Here is a 19073-nt window from a genome sequence, read left to right on the forward strand (position 1 = left end):
GGGCGTGCCGGATCCACGCATGGCATGCCGCGATCGGTGATCCCGGCCTCGCCCCGATGCGTCATCCGAACGCGATGACCACAGCCGGTCCCGGGCATCTCCGCGTGGGCGGAGCAGATGCCACTACGGTGACGCCCATGACTGGCACCGGATTCTGGACTGTCCCCGCGGACCGTATGACGACCGGTAGCGGGACCCGCACCGAACTCACCGTCGTGCGGCCTCCCGTCACCGTCGATGCCGGGGACCTGCCGCCCAACGACGCAGCTGCGGCCCTGGAGTTCGCCCGCTCCCTTGAGATGATCGATGAAGTGCTGGAAGACCTCGGCCCGCGCCGGGGCAGCGACAGGCTCACCGTGCGCACACGTGCCGACCTGGACATCGTGCAGGTGGGGGTGTGGGGGAACGTCATGTCGGTGTCGGACCCCGGCTATGCGGATGACGGCAATGACACCCCGATGCTCCATCAGGCCGAGCTGCTGCGTGAGCGCTTCCCCGATGCGCTCGTCGTGGGCCGGGTGGAGGTGCACTGCGGGGCCGAACACACCGAGGACCTCGTGATGCTGCCGGGCGGCCCCATGTTCCACGCGTGCGGATGGCCGGGCGATGAGCCGTTCGCCGTATCGGGTGATCCGGCCGCCGTCATGGCGGCCTGCGGTGTCACCGCCGAGCAGCTGGAAGACCTGGACGTCATCCTCGACCTGGACGACGACCCGAACCAGAACGACTGGGGGGCACTGGCGACGGCGTGCCTGGGCGAGGCGGACCCCTGGGGGCGGTCGGGTCTCTTCTCCTCGTCGCTGCGGGTGAGGCACACCGACGTGGCGACCAGCCGTATGGAGTCCCTGTTCTTCACCCGCTGATGGACCGTCAACTCTGCGAGTCCTGGCGGGACAACGCACCGACACGCCATTAACTGCTCTTTACCTGGCGGCAGTTGAGGCTAGGGTGGCAGCGCGACGCGCACATGCCACGGGGGCCCCACGGCGTCGCCCACACCCCTGGCCCCACCAGAGGGAAGACCACACTTTTGAATACAGCACTGCGCATACCCGAGCGGTGGCGCCTGGCAGGCCGCGTCCTGGCCGCGTTCGGGATCGCCTCGGCCGTCACCGTGACCGGCCTGCCCGGCCTCGACACCACCGGCACCGCAGCCGCCGCAGGTCCCGCCGTCACCACCAAGATCCGCCCCGGCGCGAAGCGCTGCGACGAACGCAACCTCGGCAAGACCTACGGCACCACACCGCGCGACTCCGGGTTCCCCAACGACCCATCAGGCGGGAACTTCAACGCCTCGCCCAGCCTGCCGAAGAACTTCAACTACAAGCTCCCCGGACGAGCCTACGACGGGCTCAGGCCCCCGACGGCGGCGGACAAGGCCAAGGCCATGTCCAAGTTCCCCGACAACACGGAGAAGAACTACAAGGCGTGGCAGAAGGCCGCCGACGCCTCCGGTGACCCCGCCGACCGGGCCATGGAGATCTACGCCCGGTTCTTCAACAACAACGAGGGCCTGACCTTCGACCACTGGTTCGAGAACCGGTACATCCGCAACCAGACCAACAACTCCAAAGGCGCCGCGTTCGAGCGCCAGCTCGTCAAGGACTTCCGTCTCATCGGTCCGGACTGGCTGTGCGAGGTCACCGTCGACCTCATCGACGCACAGGGCAACGTGGTCGACTCGCGCCGCTACGACGCCTACAACAAGAAGTCCAAGGAATTCAACGAGTTCAAGTCCAACAGCGAGCTGACGAACAAGCAGCTCGGCAAGGACCGCAAGATCGCACGCCTGATGCCGGACCACAAGTTCCGCTTCACCGGCGCCAAGCCGTTCACCGACGGCCAGAAGAAGAAGATCAACGACTTCAACCGGTACGTCTCCCGGCAGCGCCCCGGCGCCGTCAACCCGGTCCGCGGCAACCAGCGCCTGTACAACTCGATCCCGCAGACCACCCCGATCCGCGGCTACTCCCGCTACGACCGGTGGTTCGCCCCCGGATGCCAGGGCGCCGGCACCACCACCCTCGCCTCCCTCGGCTCCGCGTCCACCTGCGGAACCCGCGGCCCGCTGAACGAACGCATCAACAACTCCGGCCGCACCCTGAACGAAGCCAAACAGATCCAGGCCGGAGCACGCCGCTTCGACCCGCGCGGCACTCTCCCGCGCGGCGGCCCGGGCGGCGTCGACTTCACCACCATGGAGCTCCGGTACGTCGGTGGCCTCGGCAAGGGCAAGGGCATGCAGTACTCCATGCGCGCCGACCAGATGCCCGACCCGGACAACAACCCCGGCTACGGCGGTCAGACCCGCATGAACCTCTCCTCCGACGCCCTGTTCACCTGGCTGGCGCTCACCCCGGACAAGTTCTGGGTGAACCTGAACCCCGACCAGCCGGACAAGGTCATGGACGCCACGTTCGGCAAGACCGACGCCGGCCGCGTCCTCCTCGAAGCCGACCTCATGATGAAGCACGACTTCGCCGAGGCCCTCAACCCGGACAAGCACGCGGAGGGCAAGCGGTACTGGGACACCGCCCCCCGGCGCAACGGCATCCCCTGCTTCCCGGGCACCCGCTTCTGGATCGAGCCCGAACCCGCCAAGGTACGCGAGCAGAACGGCGGCATCTACATCCTCGACTCGCCGATGAAGGTCTCCGACCAGTGGCTCGACGTCGACTACCACGTGCCCGGCTCGACCGAGTGCACCGACCTGACCAAGGCCGAGAAGACCGCGATCGAGGACAGCGTCCGCCTCAACGTGATCCCGCTCATCCAGGACCGCGTGAACAAGGACCCCAAGTACGCCGACCTGCGCGCCGTCTACAACGCCCGCGTCGCCGCCGAGTACATCCGCCAGCAGGACGCGAAGTCCCCCAACGACTTCCACAAGATCATCAACTCGAACGACGTGACCGCATGGCCGCTGCGGGCCCCGAACCAGAACTGGACCCGCGAGCAGGTCTGGAACCGGTACATGGACTCGATCAAGAAGGGCATCGAGTGGTTCGAGCTGAAGTACGGCGGCAAGGTCTACCAGCAGGGCGTCGGCGGCGTCGACTTCTCCAAGCAGCCCAAGCAGAACATCACCCGCACCCGCTTCAACGTCGAGAACCGCGACCTGGACCACACCACCCGCAACTCCACCAGGTCGGACGACACGTCCTACCGGGACACCGACACCCTCTACCTCGGCGGCGGCCCGGCCAAGGCCACCGGCAGTGACCCCGGCGGCGACCCCACCCCGACGCCGACCCACACCGGCGGCGGCAAGCCCACCGGCAAGCCGACCGACCCCGTCACCCCGCAGCCGACCCGCAGCGGCGGCGGAGAGGCACCGGCCACCTCCGCGCCGAACACACCCGACCCGGACGGCGACCTCGCCCACACCGGCAACACCGCCCCCATCGGCCTGATCACCGGCACTTCCGCCGCCCTCGTCGCAGCCGGAGGCACCCTGTGGTGGTGGATGCGCCGCCGCCGCACCACCAGCTGAAAACCACCACCACCGTCCCAGCACGCCCACCACACGAAGGAACTCCCTCCCACCGCACGGCACGCTGCCCATGAATCCGCCCCGCTGGATCCCATCCAGCGGGGCGGACCGTCAGGTCGGGGGAGAGGCAGGCGCGGGCATTCACCGCCGCGCGCGAGAGGGAACAGGGCCCAACGCCCTCAAGCACACCACCGACGGCCGCATGCGGCCCGCCCTGACAGCACGGCGCCGCCCGCTGCACCTTCCGCCGCCCGACGCCGGCCCTGCGTCGAGGTCGAGACGGCCCCCGGCCGCCTCGACGCGCCGCCGCCCGGCGGGCCCATGCCCGCCCACCCGGCTCTGCGCGACCCCCCGGGCATCGCCCCGCTGTCCTACGGCGCCCTGCAAGCACGCATCGCACGGCGCGCCCTGGCCGCCGTACCGCCGACGAGCCCCGCCAGAAGCCGGATGGACAACCGCCTCACCCACGCCATCGGCCTGCTCCCACGCCCGTGTCCGGCACCGCCTGGACCAGATGCGCCGGCGCACCACTGCCGACCGCGCCACCCTCCTGCCGCCCACCTCACCGCTGCGCCACTGACGGACCACCCATGTGCCCGGCCTGCGGCTCCCCGTCCGCCGACACTCGGGCGTTACTGCTGGGGGACGGAGCGGTGCGTACCCCGGTGTCCATGAGCGGGGTGGCTGCAGCCAATCCTCACCAGCGAACCCGGGTGATGTGCGGCCTGCCGCGCTCGACTCGCCCCCCCTTGCTGAGCCAACGGGCGGTAACCAGGCAGGGCCACTGGCCATGAGGGGATTGTGGCCCGTGGTAGCTCGGCTTCGAGATCGGCGACGTGTGCGCAACGACTTCGGCGACTGGTGGTGGACCAGCCGACGGCCGTAGCCCACCTGACGCGCGAGGGGCGCCGCGCCCTGTGGCCGGACGGCTTCGACCGTGGCCCCGGCTGATCTGTCCACGCAGGGCGCGAGAGTCCCGGTATGACGCGTGCTCTGCGCTCTCCTGCCCGGTTGTGCGGCCCGTCGGCGGGCTCCGGCGCGGCCCGCTTAACACGCCTCAGCTCATCGTCCCCAGCGACGCGCCGCCATGACGAGAGTGAGGAGACGACAGAGCATCACCCTAAAAGCCTAATAGTGTGTCAATCCGACTTTTCCAAGCCTGATGTGATGTTCCGTCAGCTGAAGTCACGAGCCGCAGAATGCCCTGTTCGGCGCTGAACCCCCGACTTTCCGATATGACCGTCATGTCGGCTGTAGGTAAGTTCATCCACGAGCCGGCCAGCAGGCCGGCATCCCGAACAGGAGATCGCGACATGCAGCTTCGTTCCACGGTGATCACCGCCGCCGTTTCGGCCGCCGCCGCACTGGCCGCCACCGGCATCACCTACGCCTCGGCCGCCTCCGCCTCCGCTCCCGCGCCCCAGCAGGCCGCGGCCACCGCCGCGCCCCACGGAGGCAGCAACGGAAACAGCAACAGCAAGGGCAACGAGGGCAACAACAGCAAGGGCAACGAGGGCAAGGGCAACGAGGGCGACGACGACAACGGGTACCGGGGCGACGACGAGGGCCGTATCCAGATCAACGAGCGGTCGTACTCCACCCACCCCGGCGACTGCATCACCGTGGTCAGCGGCCTGGGCGCGAAGACCCTGAACGTCCGCAACGAAAGCCGCAAGGCCGTCGAGGTCTTCCGCGGAGCCGTCTGTGACAACGGCGCCCCCATCGCCACCGTCGGACCCCACAGCTCCAGCTACGGCGTGGACCCGGGCTGCGTCGACGGCATCGACATCGACGAGGGTGTGGTGGCGAGCTTCCGGGTGATCAAGCGTCACCACGACGAGTACTAGGCCGCGGCACACCGCATACTGTGGAGCCCCGGCCCGCCGGAATCGGGCCGGGGTCCCAGTTTCGCCCATGTGCGTGGCGGACACGTCCCCCGCACCTCCTGCCGGTGTCTGACGCCGGCGCGCGGCATCCGGTGCCCGCGCGGCCAACCCTCCCCTTCACAGCCCCGCCCACCTGCGGTTTATACCCGCCGACGCCGCGTGTCCCAGTCCGCCGCCTCGACTGTCCGCCCGGCGCTTACCCGGCCCGCAAACGGGTGAGGAGTGACATGAGCATCCGTCTGGTGGAAGACATGAGCGACGGCACCTACGTCCTGGACCGCCTCGCCGTCACGCTGACGCCGGCGCTGCCCTGGCTGGGACACCAGGCCTGCTGGGAGATGAGCGGCCACCTCAAGGAGACCGTCGATCTGACCCGGGTCACCTGCAACGTGATCATGAAATTCGGTCCAGTGAAGATGCTCGAAAGAAACGTCAGGCTGCCCGGCCTGCTCGAGAGCCTGGGAGCGAGACTCTCGGGCGACCTCACACCGGCTGCCGGACCGTGGCGGCAGACGTGGAACCTCCAGCTCCCCGAAGCGGTGCCAGTGGCCGAGCACCGCATCCTGCTGCGAGCCCGCACGGACAGCGGACAGAACTTCCTTGCCCTGGACATCGCCCTGAACTTCCGCCACAGGTTCCGCCCGACCCCGGCGGCGAACGGCAGAGCAGGCTCACGCGTGCTGCACGGCTCACACCGCACCGGCACCTGACGCGCACCGCGCCGGCCCGCACCGACGCCGTCTCCGACAAGATCCGACGCCGAGCTGCGTCTGCGAGAGCAGGCGGCCACCCGAACTCGCCGAGCATCGCGACCCGGACGACCGGAGTGCCGGTCAGCGCCCGCATGGCGGGGAACGTGGAGGGGAGGTGGAGCGGGACGTTCTGCCAGTCGCAGCCGAGATAGGTGGGGACCTCGACGCGGTCGAGGAGCGGCAGGAGGTTTCGTTCGTCCCACCACGCGTCACGCAGCGGGTGCTCGACCGCCATGGCGCGCCACAAGTCGTCCCACGGGTGCGGGTCGTGGTGGAACTTGAGCGCGGCACGCAGGAGCGTGACCGACGACTCGCCGTTCATCGTGGCGAACTTCCTGTGCAGCGGCGCCGTACGCAGAACGTCTCGGGCCGCATCGATCAGCCGGCTGCGCCAGAACCGGTCGCTGCGAGCCGAGGCGAGCCCCACCATGGCGAGAAAGGGCGTAACGAAGCTGGAGCTGAACAGCCCGTGGTGCATCGCCGCTTCGTACAGGTCGGTGGTGACAGCCACCGGGAAGATCGCCCGCAGGTGCGCGGGGCGCTCGACGGCCGCCTCCAGCTGCGCCATGGCGAAGTAACTGATGCCGATCATTCCGACCTTGCCGTCGCACCACGGCTGCTCCGCCGCCCACTCGACCAGGTCGTGCAGGTCACGACGCTCCTGAGCGTCGAAGAACCCGAACGTCCCACCGGATCCCCCCGTCCCCCGGAGGTTGGCGATCACGTGCACGTAGCCGCGCGGCACCCAGAAATCGGACGCACCGGCCTCGATGAAGCCCATCGGCGCGCCGAGGTCCTGGATCTGGCGCGGGTACGGTGATGCCGCGATCAGTACGGGAAACCGGCCGTCGCCGTCTGGTCGATGCACGTCGGCCAGCAACTCGATACCATCGCGCATCCCCACGGTGACGTCCCGGTCGCACCGCATGCCGTGCACCGGCTCCGACAGATTGCGGTACTCGCGGCCCGTCGTCTGCGGACCGTTCAGGCGGCGCTGACCCGCTTCGACTCCTGCCACCCTGGACACGAGCTTCCTTCCCTGTTCGGTCGATGCAGTGAGGGCATCCGATCGAAGACTAACAGGGCATATCGGGCGATTCGTGTATCTCTCCCGGGCATCGGCACACCGTCCGGTGGCCACATCCACCGCAGCCCGATACAAAGACCTCATACCAGGAGGGCTTCGGGGACTGCACGACGACGAGCCGTTGACGGTCGCCGGGTAGGAGGGAGAAGGCCGGCACCGCACGGCCGACCTCATCGGTGTCTTCGACCCTGGGACGGACGGCCCCCAGATGACAGCTGCTCTCTACTCCTGTGGACGTACACCCCATCCGGCACCACCGGGCAAACTCCAACACGAGCTGACCACGGACCCCGCGCCGCCCGAGGTCAAGACGTCGCGCTCGCGGGCTGCCGCCCCGGCGCCAAGCAGCGCGCATCTCGCACGCTCAGAGCACGCCATACGTACCTCCGCCGCGGTTCTTGTCGGCGCGTACGGCGCCGGTGGCGGTGGTCAGCACCGCGAAGCCGGAGCCTGAATGGAGTGGTACACGAACCTTCCCGGACGCATCTGCGCCAGCTGTGCGGCCTTCGGCTGCACATAGCCCGTCATGTGGGCGAGGGTGAAGCCCAGGTAGGCGCAGTGTGCCTGCCGCAGGCCGTGGGGGAGCGGTTTCGTCGGGGCCGGCATGATCACTCCTTACGGCAGTGAGGCTGGTGTCCGGTCCCCGAATGCGGGCGGCGGAGGCGTGCCCTGCCACTGCAGCAGGGTCTCGGACTTAGGGCTGGCTGACCGTCTTGCAGGTCGTACGACGGTGAAGGTCAGGCTTCGGGGATGGCGCGGCCGTAGGCGGCGAGGGTGACGGCCTCGGGTTCGGGCCCGCCGCGCCGGCCGGTCTCCAGCGCGTCCAGTGCCGACAGCTCATCCGCGCTGAGGTCGAAGTCGAAGACGTCGATGTTCTCGGCGATGCGGTGCCGCTTGGTGGACTTCGGAATGACCGAGCGGCCCTGCTGCAGGCCCCAGCGCAGCAGCACCTGCGCGGGGCTCTTGCCGTGAGCCTCGGCGATCCGGGTGACGGCCGGGTCTTCGAGAACGCTTCGGCGGTCCTCGCCATAGCCCGGGTAGAAGGTGATGCCGCCGATGGGGGACCACGCCTGGTTGAGGATGCCGTGGGCGGTATCGAAGTCGAGGACGGAGCGCTGCTGGAAGTAGGGGTGGATTTCCAGCTGGTTGACGGCCGGCACGACATCGGTGGCGTCGAGCAGGGCGGTCAGGTGGTCGGTCATGTAGTTGCTGACGCCGATGGCACGGACCTTGCCGTCGGCCAGGAGCTTCTCCAGCGCCCGGTAGGCGTCGAGGGTCCGGTCGAAGTCCGAGGGGAGCGCTTGGTGCAGGATCAGCAGGTCGATCTGACCAGAACGACCCCAACCAGCGTGGCGGTTCGCGCCGCTGGATCATCCGCGCGGTCGAGAACTCCCTGCGGCGGCTCGGCACCGACCACATCGACCTCTACCAGGTCCACCGACCCAGCCCCGACACAGACGTCTCCGAGACCCTCGGCGCCCTCACCGATCTCGTCCGCCAGGGCAAGGTCCGCTACATCGGCTCCTCGTCCTACTCCGGCTCGCGGATCGTCGAAGCCCAGTGGACCTCCCGCGAGCGGAACCTGGAGCGCTTCGTCACCGAGCAGCCGCCCTACTCGGTCCTCGTCCGCGGCATCGAAGAGGACGTGCTGCCCACCGTTCGCCGCCACGGCATGGGCACCCTCACCTACAGCCCACTCGCCGGCGGCTGGCTCTCAGGCCGCTACCGCAAGAACGCCACCGAGGGACCCGCCTCGGCCGCCCGCCCCCAAGCCCGCTTCGACATGAGCACCCCCGACAACCAGCGCAAGCTCGACGCCGTCGAAAAGCTCGCCGTCCTGGCGGAGAAGGCCGGCCTCTCCCTGATCGAACTGGCCGTCGCCTTCGTCATCAACCACCCCGGCGTCACCTCCGCGATCATCGGACCGCGCACCTTGGAGCAGCTGGAGGCATTCCTGCCCGCCGCTGACATCACCTTGTCCTCCGACGTCCTCGACGCCATCGACGAGATCGTCGCGCCCGGCGTCACGGTCAACCCGGTCGACGACAGCTACGGCGACTTCGAGCTGCGGGCCGACCAACGGCGCCGCTGACGCGTCCCGGGGCCCCCTCCAAACCTGAGCGCCGTAGTTGGCGATCGTCTCGGGCGCACACACGTTGAGGCACGGGTGCGGGGCTCCACCGGGGGCGGGCCGGCGCAACCCCGCCCCCGCTAGAGGTTGTCCCGTGACCAGTGGGGTGATTGGTGCGTTGGCTGGGCATGGGTGGGGTGATCTCAGCAGATGATCCGAAGTGGATTGAGCCGTTCTCCGGGCTGACCGAGGTGCAGTTCGCCAGGTTGGTGGCGTTGGTGCGGCGTCGTGGTGGTGACATGCAGCGCGGCCGGCCCTGGCGGCTGTCGTTGGAGGACCGGGTGTTGCTGGTGGCGACGTACTGGCGCACGAACCTCACGTTGCGGCAGGTGGCACCGTTGTTCGGGGTCTCGAAGTCGGCGGCCGACCGCATCCTCGATCACCTCGCACCTCTGCTGGCCATCTCGCCGGCCCGTCGGCCGCGCAAGGACACCGTCTACATCGTGGACGGCACCCTGGTACCGACCCGTGATCGCAGCATCGCCGCCTCGAGCAAGAACTATCGGTACTCGACCAACGTTCAGGTCGTCATCGACGCCAACAGCCGCCTGGTGGTGGCGGTCGGCCTGCCGCTGCCCGGCAGCCGCAACGACTGCCGGGCGTTCACGGAGTTCGGCGTCGACCGGGCCTGCCGCGGAGCCCCGACCATCGCCGACGGCGGCTACCAGGGCACCGGCCTACTCATCCCACACCGCAAACGACGAGGTCAGACGCACCTCAGCCCACAACAGGAAGCGGAGAACGCCATCCATCGCCGGGCACGAGCACGCGTGGAACACGCCCTGTCGCGGCTGAAGAACTGGAAGATCCTGCGGGACTGCCGGCTCAAGGGCAAAGGCGTCCACCAGGCCATGCTCGGCATCGCCCGACTCCACAACCTCGCCCTCACCGGATAACCCGGACCCCATACGGGACAACCTCTAGCGCCCGGCAGCTGTGAGCATGCGGACTCGGAACAGCGTCTTGCTGCGTCCGCCCCTGCCGGCGTTGCATCAGGATGCTTCCGCGACCCGGTTGAAAAGCCGGCCGGCGAGGTCGACGCCTGTGACCGAGCCGTTGGCGCCGCGGGAGAAGTAGCCGCGCTGCCCTTTGAGGCCGCCTTCGGTGACGATGTACTCGTCGCCGTCGCCGGGAAGGAAGCCGATGTCCGCGGCCGGGTAGTCCGGAGGCATTTCCTCGTCCGATGCCTCGCGGATCTCCGGCTTGATGCCGACCGCCAGGGTGAGACGGGCGCCGTCGGTGGCGATGTCGAGGTTCATGGCGTCGATCTCGTAGCGGCCGACGACCTGCCCGGCTCGTCCCTCGTCGTACGGGACCGGCTCCGCCGTCTTCTCGATGACGCCGAGGTAGTGCTCGAGCGCCCACCGTACGACGGACTGGTTGAAGGGGTAGCCGTCCGGGGCGGCGTTGGCCAGGGAGGCCACCGCGAAGTTGCGCTCGGGCACGATGAGCAGTTCGGCGAACTGGCCGTTGCCCGAGCCGCCGTGGCCGATCCCGTGCAGGCCGCCCAGGTCGTGCAGGAACCAGCAGATGCCAAAGCCGTCGCCGAGCGTGCTGGCGCGCAGCCCGACCGTCCGCTCCCGCATGCGGTGCAGCTCCGCGGCGGGCAGCACGCCCTCGCCGTTGCCGAGTTGGAACCGTGCCCAGCGCAGCAAATCGCTCATCGAGGAGGCGAGGCCGCCGCCGGGGTGGTCGCCGCGCGCGCCCTCCTTGAATGCTGCCCAGGGTCGGGCGGGGCGCAGTTCGCCGTCGTCGCCGGGGTTGTAGCCCACGGCGAACTTGCGGACCATCACCTCGGACAGGCCGTACACGGTGTCCGCAAGACCCACCGGCTCCAGGACGAGCGAGGCCATGGCCTGCTCGAAGGGCAGGCCCGTGACCTTCTCGATGATCCGCCCGGCCAGGTTGTAACCGGCCTGGCTGTACGAGGCTCGTGCCCCGGGCGGTGCGATCAGCGGCAGTTGGGGCAGCTTCGCCACGAGCCCGTCCAGCGAGCGGTCACCCTCGCCGTCGTCGATCAGGTTCCAGTCCAGGCCCGCGGTGTGGTTGAGCAGGTTCAGGACGGTGATCTGCTTCGCGGCCTGCTCGTCGGCAAGCTCCAGCTCAGGCACGTAACGCCGCACCGGCGCGTCCAGATCCACCATTCCCTCGGCGACCAGGCGCATCAGCGCGGTCGCCGTGAAGGTCTTGGATACCGAGGCCAGAGGGAACAGCGTCTTCTCGTCGACCGGTAGGGGGTTGCTGAGGCTCGTCACGCCGTGCGAGGCGTAGATCTCCTGTCCGTCCAGGAGCACCCCGACGGCGACACCAGGAACGCCGAGCTCCGTGGCCTGAGCCCTGACGAACTCCGACAGCTCGTCCTGCAGCATTGCTCCCCCTTCGAGAACTTGAACTAAGTACGAGAAGCAGCGTAAGGACTACTTGAACAAAGTGCAAGGCACGTCATGAACTAAGTTCAATAAGATGGTGGCTATGGCGCGAGACACCCTGACCGCAGACCGGATCGTCCATGCGGCCATCGAGCTGCTCGACAGCGAGGGACTGGACGGCCTCAACATGCGGAGCCTGGCGAAACGGCTCGGCTCGGCTGCCACGGCCGTCTACTGGCATATCAAGACCAAGGACGACCTGGTCCGACTCGCCAGCGACGCGATCTGGCACGAGATCGAGCTGCCCGACCTCGGCACCACCGACTGGCGCACGGCCGCCACCGCCCAAGCCAGGGGCATGCACACGATGCTCACCCGGCACCCCTGGCTCGTCCAGGCGTTCGGCAGCCACCTCCTGCACGGCCCCGGCCAGGCCCGGTACAACGACCTCAGCCTGACCATCTACGAAAAGGCGGGCTTCACCGCCCACGGCGCGGACCGGGCGGCCGCCGCCGTGTTCACCTTCGTACTCGGCAGCGCGCTCGGCCCCGCCGCACAGGTCTCGCTGAACCGCCGGCTGAGCAAGAACGGCGCAGACGCTGAGCAACTGATGGCCGACGCCATGACACGCGCCACCGAGACCGCCATGCAATTCCCGCATCTGCGCGAACGCCTCGACACCACAGCCGCCATGGAGTACGCCGCAGCACCCGACAGCACCTTCGAGTTCGGCCTTCAGTCTCTCCTGGACGGCTTCGAGGCCAGCCTCGCTCGGCGAGAGTGACCCGCGCCCGGCACCGGGACAAAGGACTCATCGCGCCTCTCCGGAAATGATGCGAGCGGTCGCTGAGACGGTGGGTGTCTCGGAGCGTACGGTGTGGCGCTGGCTGGAGCAGGCCAAGACGACTGGGCAGGTGGAGGCGCCGGTCCGACGCGGGTATGCGATGTCGGACGAGGTATGAGCGCTGCTGGACGAGGTCGGAGGGAATGTCGCCGAGCTGAGGCGCCGGCTGGCCGAGGCTGGCGGGGCGTCCCTGCCGTCGGCGTCGACACTGCACCGGGTGATCCGCAGGGACCGCCGGGCGGGCCGGTGATGGTCGAGCGGGAGCCTGTGGTGGCCGGCCCCAGCAGGCCCGATCCACTCAGCGAGCTGGGCCTGAACGTCGTGGCCGGTCAAGGTGCGGGCGGGCAAGTGCTTCTGCGGGAGCACTCGGCGCAGGTCCCGGTCCTGGCGCCGGGCGCGCAGGTGGTACACAGGTCCGCTGTGCGGTCGGTGCTGCGGACGGTCGCGCACGCGGGCCGCGGTGGGGGCGGCGGTGTGTCTGTACGGCGACGCCGGCCAAGGCAAGACCGTCGCGCTGCAGTACGCCCTGGCCCAGCTGCCGCATCCGGCCCGGGTCCGCCGGGTCCACGTTGGTGTGCACCCGACGGTGCCCGAACTGCGCCGGGTGCTCGCGAACGCCCTTGAGCTTGGCAGGCGTCTGCCGCGCGGGGCGGGAGAGGCCGACCTGACGCTGGTGAACGCGCTACGGCAGCCCCGCGTACTGGCCATGGACGAGGCACACAGCCTTCCCGGGCCGACGCTGGAGTTCCTGCCCGGGCTGTGTCGTACGCATACCGTACGGTATACGCACGCTTCAAGGGCGGCTCTGCGGCTGCGCCTGGTGGCGGTCAGGTCCAGCGCATGCCGATGGTGGAGAGCTGCTCGACCCGCTCGGGCGACAGGGACGCGGCTCTGGAGCGCTGGTTGCCGATCCACGCCCCGAGTTTGATCTCTCGTTTCTCCCGTTGTCCGACGCTCTCGCCGTCGCGACTGTCGTCCCCGCTGGCGACAATGATCCGCTCGATGTGCTTCCTCGGGACCCGTAGGTGCCCCTCGCGCTCGAAGAACTGCCTGGCGGCCTCGTATTTCATGGCCCATTCGTCGGCTTGGCTGCGCCGCGGCCTGGCCTTCTCGTGGTTGTCGGCGGGTTGGATGCCGAGGATGTGTTCGAGCATCCATTGCTGGGCGCCGGTGAGGTTGTCGAAGGCGAGCCGCTGGGCGCGCACCCATCGGCCGAGGTCTTCGCCCTGGTGCACGAAGACCTCGGCCGATGGGGGCAGCTCGCCGCCGGCTTGGAGGTGCTGCCGGACGAGGTGGAAGCAGCGCTGCCATTCCACGGACCAGGTGGGGCACCAGGCGGGGTCGATGTCCTGCAGTTGCTCGCGCCGCTCCTGTGACAGGGCGCCGGCCGCCGAGCCGACCGGCAGACCTTCGGCGCGCTGCTGCTCGATCTCGGCGGCCTTGCGGGCGGCGGCCCTGGCGTTCTTCAGCCAGATGCCCACGCGGTATCCCTTGTAGGTGGCGTCCAGCGGCGCCAGGAGATGGCCCGCTTCCGTTGCCCACCCGCGCGCCGCCGCGAGACCTTCCTCCCATGCGACATCGAAGTGCGACCAGACCATCCCCAGCTTCTCCAGCTGCACGATGCGGTCGGCGTCCATGTCGCCACGGGCGTAGACGCGCCTGGCGTCGGCGATCCACTGCCCAAGCGGGAAGGCGGCGAGCGTGGCCGGCCACCCCTCGCCGTTCTCCGCCTCTTGCTCCTGGTCGTCGCTGCCCGCGGCGGGGACGCGGTAGGTGAAGGGGACGCGGAGATTGCCGTGGTGCTGGTGGTAGAGGGCGGCGGCTTCGATGCCGCGTCGCCAGTGGGCGTGTTCGGGGTTCAGGACGCGGAGGTTGATGAACGCCGCCAGCTGCGCCGGGTCCCGGGGCGTACTGAACTTCAGCAGGGTCTGGGCCGGCACCGAGAGTCGGTCGCTTTGGTCGCTCCGTGCTCCCTCCTCACCCTGCCCGCTGCGGCTCTGTACGCCTCTGACGCGGCTGCGTGCTTGGGGTTCGGCGAGGTGCTCGACGATGCGGGCGTCGTGGGCTCGGAGTGCCTCGAGGAGCTTGGCCAAGCCGCAGTACGCCCGGGAGGTGAGCATGCTGTCGACGGTCTCGCCGGGCCCGAGCAGGACGGGTACGACGAGCGAGGCGATCTTGCCCTCACCCGGCCGCACTCGCAGCGCCCGGCCGACGGCTTGGACGAGGTCGGGCATGGAGCCGCGGACGTCGGCGAAGTAGACGGAGTCGCAGTCTTCGTGTCGACGCCCTCGCCCAGCACCTTCACCGAGTCCAGGAAGCCCTTCTCCACGACGGTGCCGTCAGCAACGATCCCTTGGGAGAACTCGTCCAGGACTCGGCGCCGGTGGTGGGGCTTGTGCTCGCCGCACAGCCAGTCCGCCCACACCGCGCGCGGGTACAGCCCAGGATCCGCGGCGTGCAGCCGGCTGGCGACGTGGGGGAGGCCGGCGGCGAAGGCTTCGGCCTCTTTCACCTCGTGGTGAAAGACCAGCCGCCTAAAGCCCTCTTCGGCCGAGGCCTTCACCAGCGCCGTCTGCAGGGCGGCGAGCCGCGCCCCCCGCACTTCGTCCGAGCGGCCCTCTACGCCCAGCAGATGTGCGGCCTGGAGCTGGGTGTCGGTGATGTCCAGGCACACCACCTGGTACGGGGCGCAGATGCCGCGGTCGATCGCCTCGGACAGCGTCAGCGTGTAGCAGCGGCTGCCGAAGGGGGAGTCGGGGGAGTCCTCCATGCTCGCGACCAGCTCGCCGGGTGCGCCGGGTGCGGTCTCGGTGTCCTCTTCGAGTTGCCACAGCCTCGGGGTGGCGGTCATGTGGAGCCGGCGCAGTGCGGGGATGCGGGTGTTGTCGTGGACGACGGCCCACGGCTTGCCGATCCTTCCCGACGTCCGGTGCGCCTCGTCCACGACGATCAGGTCCCAGCCCGGAAGGCCGGCCTGGTGGGCGCGTTCCAGCGTGCCGAGGCCGAGGGAGGCGTACGTGGCGAACACGGTGACCTTGTCGAACGGCCGCACCCGGGAGACCAGCTCGCCCACGTCCGTGGTGTTCGGGAAGGACGCCTCCTCCCCGCGTCACCCGGCTCCTGCCCTTGCTCGACAAGATCCCGGCCATTGCCGGTGTCGTCGGCCGCCCCCGGCGCAGACCGGATGTCCTGCTGGCCGACCGCGGCTACGACCACGACAAGTACCGGCGTCTGCTGCGGCTGCGCGGCATCCGGCCGGTCATCGCCGAACGAGGCCGAACACGGCTCTGGCCTGGGCGTCTTCCGATGGGTGGTCGAGCGCACCATCGCCTGGCTCCACGGCATTCGTCGCCTGCGCATCCGCTGGGCACGACGCGACGACATCCACGAAGCATTCCTCGGCCTCGCCACTTGCCTGATCACCCACCGCCACGTCCAACGGCTCTGTTAGGACCTCTAACAGCTGCGGAAGGCAGGGCTCATGACCTGGACGCTGCCGGAGCCGATGCTCGCCGCCCCCGTGTCCGACCCCGACCTGCCCGCGGGCTGGGCGGCGGAGCCCGAATGGGACGGCTGGCTTCACTGAACTTGTCAAGTGCCCGCTTACGGGCCGGGGTCGGCAAAACGAGTCTCAGCGAGAACGATCATGGGTGGCCTACTTCGAATGGTGGGCACGCCTATTGCGTGTCGGCCCCGCTCGGCCGTTGTCCGCGCAGTTCGGTGTACCGCGAGCGCATAGCGGTGCTGGCGGCCGGGCCGGCGGCGAAGACGAACGCCTCACTGTCGTCGAGCTGTCTTCCCGTGCGGGCGTCGACCAGGACCGGCTCGACCTCCTCCCCGCTGGCGGCGTCCACCAGGATCATCGATCGCTGCTGCGGCGCCAGGTGCCGGTTCCCCCAGGCGGCGAGAGCCACGATCACCGGCCGCAGGGACCTGCCCCGCTCGGTGAGCACGTACTCGTAACGCGCCGGCTTGTCCTGATAGAGGCGTCGTTCCAGTAGGCCGTCCGCAACCAGAGTCTTCAGTCGCGCGGTGAGCATGCTGGTGGAGATGTTCAGGTTCTGCTGGAACTGGTCGAAGCGCGTATAACCGTCAAAGGCGTCATGCAGGATCAGCAGAGTCCACCACTCGCCGACGTGCTGCGCCGTCGTCGACAGCGGACACTCCCGGTCCTCCAGTCGTATGCGGCTCGGCATGCCACCTCCCAAGTTACTGCTAATGTAGAAGTCGCTAGCTTCTATTCTAGCAGTAACTAGGGTCCCACATCCCTGATGCATGGACACCGCGCAGAGGAACAGCTCATGACTCAGAACCCGACGCCGATCGACCCCGCCGACCTGCCCGATGCGATCACCCGCTACCTGGCGGGCCGCGCCGCCAAGGACGCCTCGGCCGCTGCGACGGCCTTCGCCCCGCACGCCACCGTCACGGACGACGGACGCACCTACGAGGGCGCCGAGGCCATCACTGGATGGCTCGGACAGACTGACACCGAGTACACGTACACCACCACGCTGACCGGTGCCGAACGTGACGGAGCCGACCAGTACACCGTCCACCAGCGCCTGGAAGGGGACTTCCCCGGCGGGAAGGTCGACCTGCGCTACCGCTTCGCCCTGGCCCACGGACTGATCAGCGAACTGAGCATCGCCCCCTGACCGGCCGCCCCCACCCGACACGCACCGGAGCACCACCAACATGAAGACCTGGTTCATCACCGGCGGCACTCCCGGCGGATTCGGCATGACCTACGCCGACGCCGCCCTGGAACGGGGAGACAACGTCGTCCTCACCGCCCGCCGCCCCCACCTGCTCGACGAGTGGGCCGCCCGCCACGGCGACCGGGCGCTCGTCCACCCTCTTGACGTCACCGACGCTCAGCAGGTCCACGAGGCCGTCAAAGCCGCCGCAGAGCGTTTCGGCGGCATCGACGTCCTGGTCAACAACGCCGGCCGGGGATGGTACGGCTCCGTCGAGGGCACGCCCGACAGTGACGTCAGGACCTCTTTCGAGCTGAACTTCTTCTCCGTCACGCAGATGCTCCGCGCCGTCCTGCCGGGTATGCGAGAGCGCGGCAACGGATGGATCATCAACATGTCCTCCGTCGCCGGCCTGCGCAGCGTACCCGGCTTCGGCTACTACAGCGCCGCCAAGTACGCCATCGAAGGCCTCACCGACGCGCTGCGCCACGAAGTCGCCCCGTTCGGCATCAAGGTCCTGGCCGTGGAGCCGGGCGCCTTCCGGACGCACGCCTACGCGTCGTTCGCCGACGAAGCCGTGAACGAGACGGTCGACGCCTACCTGCCCCTGATCCAATCCGTCCGCTCCACCATGGTCGAACAGGACGGCCGGCAGCCCGGAGACCCCCACCGCGGGGTACGCGCCGTCCTGGACGCCATGACCAGCCCCACCCCGCCCCACCGAATCGTCCTGGGCGCCGACGGCTACGAGGCCGTTCAGGGGCAGCTGACAGACATGGCGGCAGAGCTGCGAGCCTTCGAAACTGCCTCGCGCAGCGCGGACTTCCCCGAGGACCACTGAACAAGACCAGGCCAATTGGCGCCGCTGCCGAATGACCGGGGGATGAACAAGCCCCGCCTTGCTCCCGGCGGCGGGACCACCTTCGAGCGCCTCAGCTACGCACGAAGTCCAGCAGGTCGGCGTTGAACCGCTCAGCGAACTTGGACACCATCCCGAGGCCATGCGGCGCACCTTCGTACACCTTGTACAGCGCTCCCTTGACGAGCATGGAGCTCTTGCAGCCCACGGGAGGAGCGTGTCCGCCACCCCGATGCGCCGACAGACCAGGGGCGAACAACTTCTTCAGCGCGGCCTCGGCGCCGGGTGTAGGGCCAGGGGATGGTGTTAGTGCCGGACAGCCTCAGCAGGTCGAACGCCACGAACTGCGCCGGCCACTGCTCGGCGGCCCGCTCGGCCCCGGCTCCGCGCTGGTGCAGCCGGTTCTGCAGCTGCTCGAAAGAGAGCCGGCCCTGCTCCCAGTCCCACGCGATCGGCTCGCCGTCCAGTGCTGGCTGATCCGGCAGATGCGCCTTAGAGGTCCTAACAGAGCCGTTGGACGTGGCGGTGGGTGATCAGGCAAGTGGCGAGGCCGAGGAATGCTTCGTGGATGTCGTCGCGTCGTGCCCAGCGGATGCGCAGGCGACGAATGCCGTGGAGCCAGGCGATGGTGCGCTCGACCACCCATCGGAAGACGCCCAGGCCAGAGCCGTGTTCGGCCTCGTTCGGCGATGACCGGCCGGATGCCGCGCGGCCGCAGCAGACGCCGGTACTTGTCGTGGTCGTAGCCGCGGTCGGCCAGCAGGACATCCGGTCTGCGCCGGGGGCGGCCGACGACACCGGCAATGGCCGGGATCTTGTCGAGCAAGGGCAGGAGCCGGGTGACGTCGTTGGGTAGAGAGGCGGATAGTCGATGCCGCCCCCGACGACCCGGCCGCGCCCCGGCCGGGCACACGCCTCCATCTCCCAGCCCGCGCAGGCAGGCCAGACTCTC

At 69.0% G+C, this 19073-nt stretch carries 15 protein-coding genes and 4 pseudogenes; 10 read left to right on the plus strand and 9 right to left on the minus strand.

The features are described from left to right. Positions 1-137 precede the first annotated feature (137 nt). From ACWCPN_RS33620 to ACWCPN_RS33630, 3 genes are all read left to right on the plus strand, one after another. Complete coding sequence (locus ACWCPN_RS33620; protein ID WP_451214164.1) at positions 138-863, plus strand: DUF6333 family protein; 726 nt, start codon at positions 138-140, stop codon at positions 861-863. Between the two features lie 167 nt (positions 864-1030). Further along, positions 1031-3493, plus strand: a complete 2463-nt coding sequence (locus ACWCPN_RS33625) for a hypothetical protein (RefSeq protein ID WP_451214166.1) — start codon at positions 1031-1033, stop codon at positions 3491-3493. A gap of 1313 nt (positions 3494-4806) precedes the next feature. Continuing rightward, positions 4807-5340: a hypothetical protein gene (locus ACWCPN_RS33630; protein ID WP_451214169.1), complete on the plus strand. Its 534-nt coding sequence runs from the start codon at positions 4807-4809 to the stop codon at positions 5338-5340. A 522-nt stretch (positions 5341-5862) separates the two neighbouring features. Here the strand turns inward: ACWCPN_RS33630 and ACWCPN_RS33635 are convergent. Both ACWCPN_RS33635 and ACWCPN_RS33640 read right to left on the minus strand, forming a co-directional pair. Next, positions 5863-7149 carry a CocE/NonD family hydrolase gene (locus ACWCPN_RS33635; protein WP_451214172.1) on the minus strand — a complete coding sequence of 429 codons (1287 nt, stop codon included), beginning with the start codon at positions 7147-7149 and terminating at the stop codon, positions 5863-5865. 806 nt (positions 7150-7955) lie between these two features. Beyond that, positions 7956-8543 carry an aldo/keto reductase gene (locus tag ACWCPN_RS33640; protein WP_451214261.1) on the minus strand — a complete coding sequence of 196 codons (588 nt, stop codon included), beginning with the start codon at positions 8541-8543 and terminating at the stop codon, positions 7956-7958. A gap of 2 nt (positions 8544-8545) precedes the next feature. Between ACWCPN_RS33640 and ACWCPN_RS33645 the strand changes: the two are divergent. Together ACWCPN_RS33645 and ACWCPN_RS33650 are read left to right on the plus strand one after the other, a co-directional pair. Continuing rightward, positions 8546-9310, plus strand: a pseudogene (locus tag ACWCPN_RS33645) (aldo/keto reductase); the annotation flags it as partial. Positions 9311-9477: 167 nt separating this feature from the next. Beyond that, complete coding sequence (locus ACWCPN_RS33650; protein WP_451214175.1) at positions 9478-10245, plus strand: transposase; 768 nt, start codon at positions 9478-9480, stop codon at positions 10243-10245. 96 nt (positions 10246-10341) lie between these two features. On the opposite strand, the gene ACWCPN_RS33655 is transcribed toward ACWCPN_RS33650, so the two are convergent. Then, positions 10342-11718 (minus strand): serine hydrolase domain-containing protein, encoded by a 1377-nt coding sequence (locus ACWCPN_RS33655; protein ID WP_451214178.1) that lies wholly within the window; start codon positions 11716-11718, stop codon positions 10342-10344. 103 nt (positions 11719-11821) lie between these two features. Between ACWCPN_RS33655 and ACWCPN_RS33660 the strand changes: the two genes are divergently transcribed. Both ACWCPN_RS33660 and ACWCPN_RS33665 read left to right on the plus strand, forming a co-directional pair. Continuing rightward, a complete protein-coding gene (locus ACWCPN_RS33660) occupies positions 11822-12502 on the plus strand; it encodes a TetR/AcrR family transcriptional regulator (RefSeq protein ID WP_451214181.1) in 681 nt (226 codons plus the stop codon). Between the two features lie 532 nt (positions 12503-13034). After that, positions 13035-13490, plus strand: a complete 456-nt coding sequence (locus tag ACWCPN_RS33665) for an ATP-binding protein (protein WP_451214263.1) — start codon at positions 13035-13037, stop codon at positions 13488-13490. Here the strand turns inward: ACWCPN_RS33665 and ACWCPN_RS33670 are convergent. Further along, a complete protein-coding gene (locus ACWCPN_RS33670) occupies positions 13390-14502 on the minus strand; it encodes a helicase associated domain-containing protein (RefSeq protein ID WP_451214184.1) in 1113 nt (370 codons plus the stop codon). The genes ACWCPN_RS33665 and ACWCPN_RS33670 overlap by 101 nt on opposite strands. Next, positions 14481-15635: a DEAD/DEAH box helicase family protein gene (locus ACWCPN_RS33675; protein ID WP_451214187.1), complete on the minus strand. Its 1155-nt coding sequence runs from the start codon at positions 15633-15635 to the stop codon at positions 14481-14483. Before ACWCPN_RS33675 ends, ACWCPN_RS33670 begins: the two co-directional genes overlap by 22 nt. Positions 15636-15670: 35 nt before the next feature. On the opposite strand from ACWCPN_RS33675, the pseudogene ACWCPN_RS33680 reads away from it, so the two are divergent. After that, positions 15671-16013: pseudogene (locus tag ACWCPN_RS33680) on the plus strand (transposase); the annotation flags it as partial. 226 nt (positions 16014-16239) lie between these two features. Here the strand turns inward: ACWCPN_RS33680 and ACWCPN_RS33685 are convergent. Next, positions 16240-16758 (minus strand): winged helix-turn-helix transcriptional regulator, encoded by a 519-nt coding sequence (locus tag ACWCPN_RS33685; protein ID WP_451214190.1) that lies wholly within the window; start codon positions 16756-16758, stop codon positions 16240-16242. Positions 16759-16863: 105 nt separating this feature from the next. On the opposite strand from ACWCPN_RS33685, the gene ACWCPN_RS33690 reads away from it, so the two are divergent. Beyond that, positions 16864-17220 carry a nuclear transport factor 2 family protein gene (locus ACWCPN_RS33690; RefSeq protein WP_451214193.1) on the plus strand — a complete coding sequence of 119 codons (357 nt, stop codon included), beginning with the start codon at positions 16864-16866 and terminating at the stop codon, positions 17218-17220. 40 nt (positions 17221-17260) lie between these two features. Further along, positions 17261-18103 (plus strand): SDR family NAD(P)-dependent oxidoreductase, encoded by an 843-nt coding sequence (locus ACWCPN_RS33695; RefSeq protein ID WP_451214196.1) that lies wholly within the window; start codon positions 17261-17263, stop codon positions 18101-18103. A 91-nt stretch (positions 18104-18194) separates the two neighbouring features. Here the strand turns inward: ACWCPN_RS33695 and ACWCPN_RS33700 are convergent, their stop codons facing one another. From ACWCPN_RS33700 to ACWCPN_RS33710, 3 genes and pseudogenes are all read right to left on the minus strand, one after another. Further along, complete coding sequence (locus tag ACWCPN_RS33700; protein ID WP_451214199.1) at positions 18195-18329, minus strand: hypothetical protein; 135 nt, start codon at positions 18327-18329, stop codon at positions 18195-18197. A 100-nt stretch (positions 18330-18429) separates the two neighbouring features. After that, positions 18430-18606: pseudogene (locus ACWCPN_RS33705) on the minus strand (ATP-dependent DNA ligase); the annotation flags it as partial. A gap of 16 nt (positions 18607-18622) precedes the next feature. Further along, a pseudogene (locus ACWCPN_RS33710) lies at positions 18623-18974 on the minus strand (transposase); the annotation flags it as partial. Positions 18975-19073: the final 99 nt, after the last annotated feature.

Source organism: Streptomyces sp. NPDC002386 (assembly GCF_053593175.1).

Bases quoted from the DNA above. Each gene is read 5' to 3' on its own strand.
- ACWCPN_RS33650 (WP_451214175.1), top strand. From the start codon at position 9,478: ATGGGTGGGGTGATCTCAGCAGATGATCCGAAGTGGATTGAGCCGTTC.
- ACWCPN_RS33660 (WP_451214181.1), top strand. From the start codon at position 11,822: ATGGCGCGAGACACCCTGACCGCAGACCGGATCGTCCATGCGGCCATC.
- ACWCPN_RS33630 (WP_451214169.1), top strand. From the start codon at position 4,807: ATGCAGCTTCGTTCCACGGTGATCACCGCCGCCGTTTCGGCCGCCGCC.
- ACWCPN_RS33685 (WP_451214190.1), bottom strand. From the start codon at position 16,758: ATGCCGAGCCGCATACGACTGGAGGACCGGGAGTGTCCGCTGTCGACG.
- ACWCPN_RS33620 (WP_451214164.1), top strand. From the start codon at position 138: ATGACTGGCACCGGATTCTGGACTGTCCCCGCGGACCGTATGACGACC.
- ACWCPN_RS33695 (WP_451214196.1), top strand. From the start codon at position 17,261: ATGAAGACCTGGTTCATCACCGGCGGCACTCCCGGCGGATTCGGCATG.
- ACWCPN_RS33690 (WP_451214193.1), top strand. From the start codon at position 16,864: ATGACTCAGAACCCGACGCCGATCGACCCCGCCGACCTGCCCGATGCG.
- ACWCPN_RS33655 (WP_451214178.1), bottom strand. From the start codon at position 11,718: ATGCTGCAGGACGAGCTGTCGGAGTTCGTCAGGGCTCAGGCCACGGAG.